This window comes from Salipiger sp., from assembly GCF_048261495.1.
Lineage (GTDB): Bacteria > Pseudomonadota > Alphaproteobacteria > Rhodobacterales > Rhodobacteraceae > Salipiger.
Genome location: NZ_JBLXFX010000006.1, coordinates 236,385 through 248,784, shown reverse-complemented (window position 1 = coordinate 248,784; position 12,400 = coordinate 236,385). Strand labels below are relative to the sequence as shown.

Here is a 12,400-nt window from a genome sequence, read left to right as displayed (position 1 = left end):
ATCCGCCCTTTTCCCCCGCCGCCGCCCGGCCTAGGCTCCGCCCGACAAGGAGAGCCGCATGACCATCACCCACTGCGTCTTCGACGCCTACGGCACATTGTTCGATGTCTCGGCCGCGGCGCGCCGCGCCGCCGGGGAGCCGGGGCAGGATGCGCTGGCCGCCGTCTGGCAACCGCTCGCGGCCGACTGGCGGGCCAAGCAGCTGGAATATTCCTGGCTGCGTGCCATCACCGGGGATCACGCGGATTTCTGGTCGGTGACGGGGCACGGGCTGGACTGGGCGATGGAGCGCCACGGTCTCGACGATCCCGAACTGCGGGAACGCCTGCTCGCGCTCTACTGGGAACTGGCCGCCTATCCCGAGGTGCCTAAGATGCTCGCCACGCTCAAGGCGCGGGGACTGTCCTGCGCGATCCTGTCCAACGGCTCGCCCGACATGCTGGAGGGCGCGGTCGACAGCGCCGGGCTGGCGCTCTGGCTCGATGCGGTGATCTCGGTCGAGGAGGTGGGCATCTTCAAACCGGCGGCGGCGGTCTACGATCTTGTCGGCGCGCGCCTCGGGGCGGAAACCTCCGGGGTCCTCTTCGTGTCCTCCAACGGCTGGGACGCGGCCTGCGCCGCCGCCTACGGCTTCACGACGGCCTGGGTCAATCGCGCGGGCCTGCCCGTGGATCGGCTGTCCGGCCGTCCCGACCATGTCCTGACCGATCTCACCGCCATTCCGGAGCTTGTCTGATGCCGCGATTCACCACGTCCGACGGCCTGTCCCTTCACTACACGGACGAGGGAGACGGCCTGCCGCTGCTCTGCCTCGCCGGGCTGACCCGTGACGGGCGCGATTTCGACTACGTCGCCCCCGCGCTGGACGGTGTCCGCCTGATCCGGCTCGACTACCGGGGGCGGGGGCAATCGGACTGGGGCGACCCCGCGAGCTACACCATTCCGGTCGAGGGGCGCGACGGGCTCGAACTGCTCGACCACCTCGGGATCGAGGCGTCGGCACTGCTCGGCACGTCGCGCGGCGGGCTGATCGCGATGGTGCTCGCCGCCACGGCCAAGGCGCGGCTGCTCGGGGTGGCGCTGAACGACATCGGCCCGGAAATCGCCGAGACCGGTCTCGAGGTCATCAAGGGCTACCTGGGGCGCAACCCGCCGTGGAAGACCCTTGACGAGGCCGCGGTCAAGCGCGCCGCCGCGATGACCGCCTTCGAGGGCGTGCCCGAAAGCCGCTGGCGGGAGGATGCCGAAAGGTTCTACCGCGAAACCCCCGAGGGGCTGGTCATCACCTACGATCCGAAGCTGCGCGATGCGGTTCTGGGAAGCGGGGCGCAACCGGCGCCGGATCTCTGGCCGCTGTTCGACGCGCTGAAGGGATTGCCGCTCTGTGCGATCCGGGGTGCCAATTCCGACCTGCTGTCCGCGGAAACCTTTGCCGGGATGCGGGCCCGCCGCCCCGACATGATCGCGGCAGAGGTTCCGGGCCGGGGGCATGTTCCCTATCTCGACGAACCCGAGGCGCTCGACGCGCTGCGGCGCTGGCTCAACATGCTGGGCTAGGCCGGGTCGCGCATCTTCGCCGAAAAATCGGGTGCGCCGCCGGGGGTCAGGATCTGCGGTCCGATCGCCGCCACATCGGGCACCCCGAGCAGCGCGAGCGCGTTGTCGATCTCGTCGCCGAGCAGGGCGAGGGTCTTGTCCACGCCCGCCTCGCCGGCGGCGGCAAGCCCCCAGAGGAACGCGCGCCCGATCATGCAGGCATCCGCCCCGAGCGCCAGCGCCTTCAGCACGTCGGTTCCGCGCCGCACCCCGCCGTCGAGGAGCACCTGCGCCCTGCCTTCCACGGCCGCGGCAATGGCGGGCAGGGCCGAGATCGCCGAGGGCACCCCGTCGAGCTGCCGCCCGCCGTGGTTCGACACGACCACCGCAGAGGCCCCGAGCCCGACCGCGATGCGCGCGTCCTCGGGATGCAGCACGCCCTTGACCACCCAGGGGCCGCCCCATTTCTCCGCGATGCGCCGGACCGTCTCCCAGTCGGCCCCCGCGTCGCAGAGCGAGGCGATGTGCTGCGCGATGGTGGAAAACCCGCCGCCCAGCTGATGCGTTTCGAAATTCCCGAAGGAAACGCCGTGGCGCAGGTATCCCGCGACCCATGAGGGGCGGCGCAGGGCGTCGAGCACCGTCGGCAGCGTCACCTTGGGCGGGACGACGAAGGCATTGCGCACGTCCCTGTGGCGCCGACCCTGGACCGGCAGATCCAGCGTGATGCAGAGCACCCGGTAGCCATGCGCCCTGGCGCGGGCCAGCATGCGGTCCGTCAGCCCTTCGTCCTTGAGGAAGTAGTACTGGAACCACAGATCCGCGCCGGTCGCAGCGGCGCTCACCTCCTCGATGGAGGCGACGGAATTCGTCGACAGGCAGAACGGGACTCCCGCACGGCGCGCCGCCCGCGCCGCCGCCTGTTCGCCCTGCGGCCAGTAGAGCCCGGCAAGCCCGGTCGGCGCGAGCATGACCGGCAGGGCGGAATCGAAGCCGACGATGTCGCGTCGCGTGCGTCGTGTCGCGACATCCACGCCGACGCGGGGCGACAACCCGATCCGGGCAAAGTCGTCCTCGTTGGCGCGCAGGGTGATTTCCCTGCCGGCGCCGCCGTCGATGAATTCGAAGATGGCATGCGGCAACCGGCGCCGGGCAAGGCGGCGGAGGTCCCGGATTTCGGCGGCGCGACGCAGGGTTTTCATGCCGCCACCCTGCACCGGGGCGGCGCGGTTGTCAGCCCTGAACGAAGACCCGCGAGGGATGAAGTTCGCCGGCCCTGTAGATCCCCACCGCAACCGCGCGCCCGTCGAGCGAGGCCCAGGCCTCTTCGCCGTACTCCACCTCTCCCGGGATCACCATGCCGGGATTGCCGTTGCGCAGCCGTGCCGCGCCTTCCGGGGTGCAGCGCAGCTCCGGCAGATCGGCAAGGCCGATCTCGAGGGGCAGAAGCCGTTCGTCCAGCTCCGGCGTGCGGGCGAGGGCGTCGATCTGTTCGACCGTGATGCCGTCGGCGGCGTCGAACGGCCCGGACCAGATCCGGCGCAGGCGCAGCACGTGGCCGTGACAGCCCAGCGCCGCCCCGAGATCGCGGGCGATGGAGCGGACGTAGCCGCCCTTGCCGCAGGTCATCTCGAGCTCCACGTGGTCGGCATCGGGGCGTCCCGTCATCACCAGCTCCTCGACGAGAAGGGGGCGGGCCTCGATCTCCATGGTCTCGCCGTCGCGCGCCCGCTTGTAGGCGCGCTCGCCGTCGATCTTCACGGCGGAGAACTGCGGCGGCACCTGCATGATGTCACCGGCAAAGGCGTGGAGGGCTTCCTTGATCTCCTCGTCCGAGGGGCGGAGGTCCGAACTGGCGATGACCTCGCCCTCGGCATCGTCGGTGTTCGTCGCCTGCCCGAGGCGGACGGTGAAACGATAGGCCTTGAGCGCCTCGGTGATGAAGGGAACGGTCTTGGTCGCCTCGCCGAGGGCGACCGCCAGCACGCCGGTGGCTTCGGGGTCGAGCGTTCCGGCATGCCCGGCCTTCCTGGCCGAAAGCGCCCAGCGGACCTTGTTCACGACCGAGGTCGAGGTCATCCCGGCCGGTTTGTCGACGATCAGCCAGCCGGAAATGTCGCGGCCTGTCTTGCGTGCCATGCTCTGCCCTTCGTTCGGTGTGCGGCGCGTCTGCTAGCAAGCCGCCGGGGGATTTGTCAATTCCGGCGCCGGCGCGGGCCCCGTCGCCGCGGGGGCGCTGCCCCGCCGCGCGTTCCGCGCGACTCCCCGGGATATTTCGGGCCAGAAGAAAATCCGGGGGATTCTCCGGATCCTGCGGGCCGTGACGATCCCCGCGGGGGGTCAGGTGCGCCGGCCCGCGAATTTCTCCTGCCAGCCGGCGCGCTCCTCGTCGGCGATCTTGCGGAAGGTAACGTCGGGCACGTCGAAGGCGTGGCCCTCGGGGAGGAGCGACAGGGCGGCCGGGACATCCTCGGGCCAGCTGTCGTCGCCGCTGCGAATGGCGGCAAGGAGCTGTGCGGAGGCGTCGGGAATGAAGGGCGAGGAGATCACCGCGTAGAGCCGGATCATGTTCAGGGCGAGGCGGATCTGCATCGCGGCCTGCTCGGGGTCGGTCTTGAAGGTGGTCCAGGGGGCGGCGTCCTGGAGGTATTCGTTGCCGAGCACCCAGGCGGCGCGCAGCGCGGCGGCGGCCTTGCGGACCTCGATGGTCTGCATGTGGGTTTCGTATTCGCGCAGCTTGCCGGTCAGCGCGGTGACGAGCGCGGCCTCGCGGTCGCCGGGCAGCCCGCCCGCGGGCACCGTCTCGCCGAACTTGGAGCGGCAGAACTTGGTCACCCGCGAGGCGAAGTTGCCGAGCACGTCGGCGAGGTCCTTGTTCACGCTTGCCTGGAAATTCTCCCAGGTGAACTCGCTGTCGCTGCTTTCGGGCGCGTGGCTCAGCAGCCACCAGCGCCAGTAGTCGGCGGGCAGGATCTCGAGCGCCTGGTCCATGAAGACGCCGCGTCCGCGCGAGGTGGAGAACTGGCCGCCGTCGTAGTTCAGGTAGTTGAACGACTTGATGTAGTCGACCAGCTTCCAGGGCTCGCCGGAGCCGAGGATCGTGGCGGGGAAGGAGAGCGTGTGGAAGGGCACGTTGTCCTTGCCCATGAACTGGGTGTAGGTCACGTCTTCGGCGCCCTTGTCGGTGCGCCACCAGCGTTCCCAGTCGTCGCCCTTGTCCGCGTCGACCCATTCCTGCGCGCAGGCGATGTATTCGATGGGCGCGTCGAACCAGACGTAGAAGACCTTGCCCTCCATGCCCGGCCAGTCCTGATCGCCCTTTCGCACCGGGATGCCCCAGTCGAGATCGCGGGTGATGCCGCGGTCCTGCAACCCGTCGCCGTCGTTCAGCCACTTCTTGGCGATGGAGGTGGTCAGCACGGGCCATCCCTCGCGGGTGTCGATCCACTCTTCGAGCTGGTCCTTCATGGTGGACTGGCGCAGGTAGAGGTGCTTGGTCTCGCGCATTTCGAGGTCGGTCGCGCCGGAAATGACCGAGCGCGGGTTGATCAGGTCCACCGGGTCGAGCTGCTTGGTGCAGTTGTCGCACTGGTCGCCGCGCGCATCCTCGAAGCCGCAATTGGGGCAGGTGCCCTCGATGTAGCGGTCGGGCAGGAAGCGGCCGTCGGTGGGCGAATACATCTGGGTTTCGGAGACTTCGCGGATCAGTCCGCGGTCGGCAAGAACGCCCGCGAAATGCTGCGTCAGCCGGTGGTTCTGCGGCGAGGACGAGCGGCCGAAGTGATCGAAGGACAGGCGGAAGCCTTCGGCGATCCCGGACTGGACCGCGTGCATTTCGGCGCAGTACTCGGCGACCGGCTGGCCCGCCTTGGCGGCGGCCAGTTCGGCGGGGGTGCCGTGTTCGTCGGTGGCGCAGAGAAACAGCACCTCGTTGCCGCGCGCCCGCTGGTAGCGGGCGAACAGGTCCGCCGGAAGTTGCGATCCGACGAGATTGCCGAGGTGCTTGATCCCGTTGATATAGGGAATGGCCGAAGTGATGAGGTGGCGAGCCATTCGAGAGCCTCCGAACGATGTCCTGAGGCCCCTTTACAGGCCGGGCGGCGGAAGCGCCAGAGGGCCGACGTTCCGCCGGCCCCGGACCGGCTCAGGCCGGACGTTTGCGGCGGCGCAGCGCCCCGCCGGCCCCGAGCAGGACCACGCTGCCGAGAAGCAGCCCGCCGGCGGGAAGGGGGATCGTCGCGGCAAGATCGGTGTCGAGCGTGAAGGTCGTCCCGATGTTGTTGGTGCTCGTCCCGGTGATGAAGCGGAAGGTGAAGACCTGGCCGCTCGACACGGGCATGGGGATCACGTAGAGGCCGCCGCCGCTGGAGTTCCTGACGGCCGGGTTGCTGAGGTAGTAGTCCAGGGTCATCGGCGTGCCGCCGTCGACGCTGTAGGTCAGTTTCGGCAGGTCGCGCCCGTAGTTCGAGCCGGTCGCGCCGACGCTGATCGAGGTGACGATCAGGTCTTCGAGCGCGGTAATGGTCCAGGTCGCCGTGCTGTTGGGCGCCATGGTCTGGCCGTAGGTGTAGGAATTTTCCGCCTCGACCGAAAAGGCCGCGTTGTAGGTCAGCGCATGGGCGGGGGCGGTTGCGCCGAATGCCAGCGCCAGGGCGAGTGCGAAAGTCTTCATACCAATACCTCAAACGAACCGGGGGTGGGAACGCCTTTCGGATGGCCCTCTGGAGAGAGTGGTTTTCCGCAGGATGTCGACTGCTCATTGGAGTGAAATCCGCGATTCCGGCAAGGGGAATTTCGCGCCCCGAGAGGGGTTTCCCGCGCCCTACACGCGGATGTGATCGGCGGCGGAGTCCCGCGCCTGTGCAGCTGCCGAAAAAGCGGGCGGCATGCGGGGGAATTGACTGCCCCGGTGGGGCCCCGGCCGCTCAGCGGTCCCTGAAACGGCCCAGCAGGCGACCGATCAGAAAGCTCGTTCTGGGGGCGTAGACATAGGGGGTGCGGTCGTCGGTCGTGGGCCGCGCCTGCATCCGGGCAAGGCCGAAGACGATCAGTCCGACATGCCCGATGCCGATCAGGATGAACAGGGCGGGCGGGCCGTAGCGGCCGAGCAGGACGGAGGCGGCATAGGGCGCCGCGATGGCGCCCACGGCGAACCAGAACATAAGGGCCGCCGAAAGCGCCACGCGCTGCCCGCTCTCGGCGAAGTCATGGGCGTGCGAGGCCGAGATCGAGTAGATCGGGAAGGTGGTCACGCCGAAGAAGGCCGCCAGCGCATAGATCGTGCCGGGCGAGGCATCGGACATCAGCGCGGTTGCGGTACAGGCGGCGATGGCGGCGGCGGACAGGCCGATCAGCACATGCCGCCGGTCGTAGCGGTCGGCCAGCCAGCCCACCGGGAACTGTGCCGCCGCGCCGCCGGCAACGTAGGCGGCGAGGAAGACGGCGATGCGGTCCGCGCTCAGCCCGACTTCCTGGCCGTAGATCGGGCCGACCATGCGGAAGGAGGCACCCGACAGGGCCGAGGTCAGCACCCCCGCCACCGCCAGCGGCGAGATCCGCCAGGCGAGGCCCGGCTCGAGCCGGGGTGTCGCGGGCATGACCGGCGGGCGCGAGGTGGTCAGCGTCAGCGGCAGCAGCGCCGCGCAGCACACCATGGCGAGCAGGTTGTAGCTGACGTAGCTCTGCGGATCGAGCACGCCGATGAGAAGCTGCGCCACCAGCGCGGTGCCGAGGTCGGCGACCCGGTAGATGCCCATGGCGCGGCCGCGGCTCTCGTTCGTGACATCGGCCTGCAGCCAGGCCTCGATCACCGTGTAGCAACCGGCGACGCAGACCCCCGTGGCCATCCGGAACACGGCCCATGCGTAGGGGTCGTTGACCAGCGTATGCGCCAGCAGTCCGATCGCGCCGAGCGCCGTGAAGGCCGCGTAGGCGCGCGAGGGTCCGATGCTGCCGAGCAGGCGCGGCGTCCACCAGCAGCCCGCGAAGAACCCCAGGTAATGCGCCGAGCCGAGCAGGCCGATCTGGGTGGTGCTGAAACCCGCGCCGATTCCGGCAAGGGCGTCCAGCGGTGCCACCGTCCCGGAGGAGAGCTGGAGCAGGATCGTCGAGAGCACGAGGGCGGCAAAGGAGAGGGGCAATCGCATGGCTCTCTAGAGCCATTGCTTCGCACGCCCTGTCGCGGCCTTTTTCGACTTTTCGGTGTCGTTTTCGGGGGATGGGGCCGACGGGCCGGGACGGCGGCCCGCCGCCCGGCCCGCGGGGGTCAGCGGGCGGTGTAGCCGCCGTCGACCAGGTGGTAGGAGCCGGTGATGAAGCTCGCCTCGTCCGAGAGCAGGAAGACGGTCAGGGCGGCGACTTCCTCCGGGGTGCCGAGGCGTCCGAGGGCGTGCAGCCCGGCGAGATGCTCCTGCGTCGCCTTGTCCATGTTGCTGTCGATCAGCGGCGTTTGGATGAACCCCGGTCCGATGGCGTTCACCCGTATCCCGTCGGCGGCATGTTCCAGCGCGGCGCTCTTGGTGAGTCCGACCACGCCGTGCTTGGCGGCAACATAGGCGGGGGACTGCGCGAAGCCGACCGAGCCGAGGATCGAGGCGACGTTGACGATGGCGCCACCGCCCGCCGCCTTGATCGCGGGAATGCCGAAGCGCAGCCCGAGGAACACCCCGGTGAGGTTCACGTCGATCACCTTGCGCCAGCTTTCGGTGGGATAGGCCCCGGTCGGGGCCGCCGCGCCGCCGATGCCGGCGTTGTTGACCAGCAGGTGCAGGGCGCCGGTGCGCTTGACGGTCTCGTCGACCAGCGCGGCGACCGAGCGTTCGTCCGCGACGTCCACGGCGAGGCCGATGGCTCCGGGCAGGGTTGCGGCCTTGGCCTCGGCAGCCTTCGCGTCGAGATCCGCGACGATGACCGTGGCGCCTTCGCGGGCGAGACGGTCCGCGACGGCGGCCCCGATGCCCGAGGCCGCGCCGGTGACGATGGCAGTCTTGTTTCGGAAATTCATGAGCGTCATCCCTTTCTTTCTCTTGCGGGAAAGATCTGGTGCCCCGCGCGGGCGGGTGCAATCGTCCGATCTGCAGAGCCGGTGTGCGGATCGGCCCGGAACGTTTCACCCGGGGGGGCGGATCTCCTGCAAGGGCGCGGGGGCCAGCCTGTCGTCTTCCAGCGTCCAGGCCTTCTGCGGCGCCATGCGGGCGCGCAGGCGGGTGATCGACCAGGCGGTGCGGCCGGGGCCATGATCGGGGTTGCAGCGCAGCCGCGTCTCGACCCCCGGCGCGCCGCCGTCCCAGGGGGTCAGCAGCAGGCCCAGCGGGCGGCAGCGGCCGTGGCCGGCCCCGGCCTCGGCGGCCAGGTGCAGGCGGCGCACCGGGGTCAGGCCCGGCGGTTCGGGAAGGTCGGCCACCACCAGCGGCACGCAGCCCGCGCGCAGCGTTTCCTCCATGCACCACAGGATGTCCTCGGGCCGCTTCGGGGCGAGGAAGGTCAGCGCCTGCGGCGGGCAGATCGGCGCCACCCCGTCGGTGTTCAGCGGGTCCGCCCCCCAGGTCGGCGCGATCCAGAACACCGGCGCGCCGATCCGTGCCGCAACCTGCAGCGCCAGCGTCCGCCGGGAGGAGCCGCAGATCTCGTGCACCCGGGCAAGCATCAGCACGATCTCGTCCCAGAGGGTGAGCGCGGGCGCGGTGCGGGGGGGATTGCGCCGCAGGAGGAGATCGTCGGGACTCATGCCCTGCAGTATATATGTTCTCTTTTCGTTCTCAATCGGTTTTCCGGCCCGGCAAGGCTTGGCTTCCCCGCTCCGCAGGCTAGGGTGGCGCCGGAACAGGACAGGAGATCCCAATGCAGATGACCACGCTCGGCCGCAGCGGCCTCGAGGTTTCGAAACTGTGCCTCGGCACGATGACCTTCGGCACGCAGACCGGGGTGGAGGACGCCCATGCCCAGATCGAACGGGCCTCCGAGGCCGGGATAAACTTTCTCGACTCGGCCGAGATGTATCCGGTGAACCCGATCCGCGCCGAAACGGTCGGGCGGTCCGAAGAGATCGTCGGGGACTGGTTCGCGAAGACCGGCCGGCGCGGCGACTGGATCGTCGCCACCAAGCATACCGGCGAGGGGCAGAAGGCGGTGCGCGACGGCGCGCCGATCACCGCCGAGACGATCCCCGCCGCCATCGAGGCCTCGCTGAAGCGCCTGAAGACCGACGTGATCGACCTCTACCAGTTCCACTGGCCGAACCGGGGCTCCTATGCCTTCCGGCAGAACTGGGAGTACGAGCCCTGGCCGGGGGACCGGGCGGCGACGCTCCAGCACATGCACGACGCGCTGGGCGCCCTGCGGGACGAGGTCGTGCGCGGCACGATCCGGCATTTCGGGCTGTCGAACGAAAGCACCTGGGGCACGGCGATGTGGCTGAAGGTGGCGGAAGAGACCGGCGGGCCCCGCGTGGTGTCGATCCAGAACGAATATTCGCTGGTCTGCCGGCTGGCCGACACCGACCTGGCCGAACTGATGGTGAACGAGGAGGTGGGCCTGCTGCCCTATTCGCCGCTGGGCGCGGGCCTGCTGACGGGCAAGTACCAGGGCGGCGCGATCCCCGCGGCATCGCGGATGGATCTCAACGGCAATCTCGGCGGGCGCAAGTCCGAGCGGGTGTTTCCGGCGGTCGAGGCCTACCTGGGCGTGGCGCGGGACTTCGGTCTCGATCCGGTGCGGATGGCGCTGGCCTGGACGCTGCGCCGCCCCTTCGTGGCCTCGTCGATCTTCGGGGCGACGACGCTGGAGCAGCTCGAACACCTGCTGCCCGCGGCGGAACTGGTGCTGAGCGACGAGGTGCTGAAGGCGCTGAACGCGGTCCACCACGCGCACCCCATGCCGTACTGAGCCGCAAATTCCTTTCAAGGAATTTGCAAATCTTTTGAAAAAGATTTGCGGCGCCCGGGGGAAGCGGGCGGCGCGGTTCCATGGTCAGTTGAGGCTCCCGCGCAGCGACCGCAGGTGCGCGGGCGCGGCGCGGGAGCCGACGCCGGCCTCGCGCACCAGCTGGTCGAAATGGCCGGTGAAGGCCGTCACCCGCGCGTTGTCGCGGAAGGCGAGGTAATTGCGTCCGACGTAGAGCACGGCGAGCAGCGGGCCGAAGATCGTCAGCGGCGCGGAATAGAGCCGGCGCGCGTCGAAGAGCGACAGGCGCAGCCGGGGGTAGAGATCCGCCGTCAGTGTCTCGAGGTGGTCGAGCTGCTCCAGCCGCATCCGGCGCGGAAGGCCGGTGTAGTAGCCGGTGGCGCGGGCAAAGGCGTCCAGTTCGTGCAGGGGAACCGCGAGTTCGTAGTCCGAGCCCGACTGGCGCATCCATTCCAGCCGGTCGTTCGACGCGTTGATCGCCTGCTGTGCGGTCTTGCCGAGGGAGGGCGCATATTCCCATTCCAGCACCGCACGCGTCTTGAGCATGTCCGGCAGCCCGGCGGGCACGTGGCGGATCTTGTAGCCGGCGGCCTCGCGGTGCCAGGCGAAGATCTGTTCGTCGACCAGCGCGCGGGGCGCCTCGGTCAGGGTCAACGAGGTCGCGAGCAGGTCCGCCGCGCTTTCGGGCCGTTCCGACAGGCCCAGCAGCCAGTCCGCCGAAACGCCGCAGGCCGTGGCGCAGCAGCCGACCACATGGGCGTTGGGCAGGCGTGCGCCATCTCCCGTCAGCAACTGCGAAACCGTCGAGCGGTCGATCCCGGCCTCGCGGGCGAGTGCGGCCTGGCTCTTGCCCGAGCGGGTCATGGCGCGGGCGAGGCGGGTCCGGAACAGCAGGGCGCGTGCACGTTTGTCGATATTCTGCATGATGTGGTGACAATTATCACCGATGTCGCGTTCTGTTAATCACATTCCGACTGCCCGATCCCCTGCCGTCGCCCTAACAGTCGCTCCGGACACAATCTGACAGGAGGACCGGATGCGGACATCGGTGGGGAGCAGGATATCGTCCCGGGAATGGCCGACGATCGCGCTTCTGGCGTTGTGCTACGGGATCTGGGCGCTCGGCACCACGGCGGTCGCGGAGTGGAGCCTGCCCGCCGGGATCGCCCTGACCGTGCTTGCCGGGGCGCTGCATTCCTCGCTGAGCCACGAGGCGCTGCACGGCCATCCGACGCGCCTGCCGTGGCTCGACGCGGCGCTGGTCTTTCCGGCGCTGACCATGGTCGTACCCTACCTGAGGTTCCGCGACACGCATCTTGCCCATCACCGCGATTCCATCCTGACCGATCCCTATGACGATCCCGAAAGCAACTACCTGGACCCGGCCGTCTGGGCGCGGCTCTCCGCGCCGGTGCGGCTGGCGCTGCGGGTGAACAACACGCTGGCGGGGCGGCTGCTGCTCGGGCCGCTGCTCGGGACCGCCGCCTTTGCCGCTGCGGACCTGCGCGCCGCGCTGGGAGGGGACCGGCGCGTCCTTGCCGGCTGGCTCCTGCACCTGCCGGCTGCGGGGCTGGTGATCTGGTGGATGGTCGCGGTCGGTCAGATGCCGCCCGCGGCCTTCGCGCTCTCGGTCTACGGCGCCCTCGCGGTGCTGAAGATCCGCACCTTTCTCGAACACCAGGCGCACGAAAAGGCGCGGGGCCGCACCGTCATCATCGAGGACAGGGGCCCGCTCGCGCTGCTGTTCCTCAACAACAATCTGCACGTGGTGCACCACATGCACCCCAAGGTCCCCTGGTACAGGCTTCCGGGGCTCTACTACGGCAACCGGGCGCGCTATCTCGATCGCAACGAGGGCTACCGCTACCCGTCCTATGCCTGCATCTTCCGCCGGCATTTTCTGAAATCCAAGGATCCGGTGCCGCATCCGCTCTGGCCAAAGCCCTGATTCGGGGGCATTCCT

12 protein-coding genes are annotated in these 12,400 nt (G+C 69.3%); 4 read left to right on the top strand and 8 right to left on the bottom strand.

The window, feature by feature from the left end; genetic code table 11:
- Window positions 1-58 precede the first annotated feature (58 nt).
- On the top strand, window positions 59-736 hold the full coding sequence (locus ACN0RJ_RS14380) for a haloacid dehalogenase type II (RefSeq protein ID WP_417720325.1): 678 nt from the start codon (window positions 59-61) through the stop codon (window positions 734-736).
- The gene (locus tag ACN0RJ_RS14375) at window positions 736-1,557 is read left to right on the top strand and encodes an alpha/beta fold hydrolase (RefSeq protein ID WP_417720326.1); all 822 of its coding nucleotides are present in this window, start codon (window positions 736-738) and stop codon (window positions 1,555-1,557) included. Before ACN0RJ_RS14380 ends, ACN0RJ_RS14375 begins: the two co-directional genes overlap by 1 nt.
- Here the strand turns inward: ACN0RJ_RS14375 and ACN0RJ_RS14370 are convergent.
- From ACN0RJ_RS14370 to ACN0RJ_RS14340, 7 genes are all read right to left on the bottom strand, one after another.
- Entirely contained in the window at window positions 1,554-2,738 is a 1,185-nt protein-coding gene (locus tag ACN0RJ_RS14370; protein WP_417720327.1) for an alpha-hydroxy acid oxidase, read from the bottom strand. The two genes, ACN0RJ_RS14375 and ACN0RJ_RS14370, sit on opposite strands and share 4 nt — an antisense overlap.
- A gap of 31 nt (window positions 2,739-2,769) precedes the next feature.
- On the bottom strand, window positions 2,770-3,675 hold the full coding sequence (gene truB / locus ACN0RJ_RS14365) for a tRNA pseudouridine(55) synthase TruB (protein ID WP_417724700.1): 906 nt from the start codon (window positions 3,673-3,675) through the stop codon (window positions 2,770-2,772).
- A gap of 201 nt (window positions 3,676-3,876) precedes the next feature.
- On the bottom strand, window positions 3,877-5,589 hold the full coding sequence (metG, locus tag ACN0RJ_RS14360) for a methionine--tRNA ligase (RefSeq protein ID WP_417724699.1): 1,713 nt from the start codon (window positions 5,587-5,589) through the stop codon (window positions 3,877-3,879).
- Window positions 5,590-5,680: 91 nt separating this feature from the next.
- Window positions 5,681-6,208 (bottom strand): hypothetical protein, encoded by a 528-nt coding sequence (locus tag ACN0RJ_RS14355; protein ID WP_417720330.1) that lies wholly within the window; start codon window positions 6,206-6,208, stop codon window positions 5,681-5,683.
- Between the two features lie 253 nt (window positions 6,209-6,461).
- Window positions 6,462-7,682, bottom strand: a complete 1,221-nt coding sequence (locus tag ACN0RJ_RS14350; protein WP_417724698.1) for an MFS transporter — start codon at window positions 7,680-7,682, stop codon at window positions 6,462-6,464.
- Between the two features lie 119 nt (window positions 7,683-7,801).
- Window positions 7,802-8,548: an SDR family NAD(P)-dependent oxidoreductase gene (locus ACN0RJ_RS14345; RefSeq protein ID WP_417724697.1), complete on the bottom strand. Its 747-nt coding sequence runs from the start codon at window positions 8,546-8,548 to the stop codon at window positions 7,802-7,804.
- A gap of 96 nt (window positions 8,549-8,644) precedes the next feature.
- Window positions 8,645-9,262, bottom strand: coding sequence for an ImuA family protein (locus tag ACN0RJ_RS14340; protein ID WP_417724696.1), 618 nt, complete (start codon window positions 9,260-9,262; stop codon window positions 8,645-8,647).
- Window positions 9,263-9,375: 113 nt separating this feature from the next.
- On the opposite strand from ACN0RJ_RS14340, the gene ACN0RJ_RS14335 reads away from it, so the two are divergent.
- Window positions 9,376-10,419: an aldo/keto reductase gene (locus ACN0RJ_RS14335; protein WP_417724695.1), complete on the top strand. Its 1,044-nt coding sequence runs from the start codon at window positions 9,376-9,378 to the stop codon at window positions 10,417-10,419.
- Between the two features lie 84 nt (window positions 10,420-10,503).
- Here ACN0RJ_RS14335 and ACN0RJ_RS14330 read toward each other — a convergent pair whose 3' ends face one another.
- Window positions 10,504-11,364 (bottom strand): helix-turn-helix domain-containing protein, encoded by an 861-nt coding sequence (locus ACN0RJ_RS14330; protein ID WP_417724719.1) that lies wholly within the window; start codon window positions 11,362-11,364, stop codon window positions 10,504-10,506.
- Between the two features lie 109 nt (window positions 11,365-11,473).
- Between ACN0RJ_RS14330 and ACN0RJ_RS14325 the strand changes: the two genes are divergently transcribed.
- On the top strand, window positions 11,474-12,385 hold the full coding sequence (locus ACN0RJ_RS14325; protein WP_417724694.1) for a fatty acid desaturase: 912 nt from the start codon (window positions 11,474-11,476) through the stop codon (window positions 12,383-12,385).
- Window positions 12,386-12,400 lie beyond the last annotated feature (15 nt).

Coding starts and splice junctions, on each gene's coding strand:
- ACN0RJ_RS14380 (WP_417720325.1), top strand. CDS start 59: ATGACCATCACCCACTGCGTCTTCGACGCCTACGGCACATTGTTCGAT.
- ACN0RJ_RS14375 (WP_417720326.1), top strand. CDS start 736: ATGCCGCGATTCACCACGTCCGACGGCCTGTCCCTTCACTACACGGAC.
- ACN0RJ_RS14370 (WP_417720327.1), bottom strand. CDS start 2,738: ATGAAAACCCTGCGTCGCGCCGCCGAAATCCGGGACCTCCGCCGCCTT.
- truB (WP_417724700.1), bottom strand. CDS start 3,675: ATGGCACGCAAGACAGGCCGCGACATTTCCGGCTGGCTGATCGTCGAC.
- metG (WP_417724699.1), bottom strand. CDS start 5,589: ATGGCTCGCCACCTCATCACTTCGGCCATTCCCTATATCAACGGGATC.
- ACN0RJ_RS14355 (WP_417720330.1), bottom strand. CDS start 6,208: ATGAAGACTTTCGCACTCGCCCTGGCGCTGGCATTCGGCGCAACCGCC.
- ACN0RJ_RS14350 (WP_417724698.1), bottom strand. CDS start 7,682: ATGCGATTGCCCCTCTCCTTTGCCGCCCTCGTGCTCTCGACGATCCTG.
- ACN0RJ_RS14345 (WP_417724697.1), bottom strand. CDS start 8,548: ATGACGCTCATGAATTTCCGAAACAAGACTGCCATCGTCACCGGCGCG.
- ACN0RJ_RS14340 (WP_417724696.1), bottom strand. CDS start 9,262: ATGAGTCCCGACGATCTCCTCCTGCGGCGCAATCCCCCCCGCACCGCG.
- ACN0RJ_RS14335 (WP_417724695.1), top strand. CDS start 9,376: ATGCAGATGACCACGCTCGGCCGCAGCGGCCTCGAGGTTTCGAAACTG.
- ACN0RJ_RS14325 (WP_417724694.1), top strand. CDS start 11,474: ATGCGGACATCGGTGGGGAGCAGGATATCGTCCCGGGAATGGCCGACG.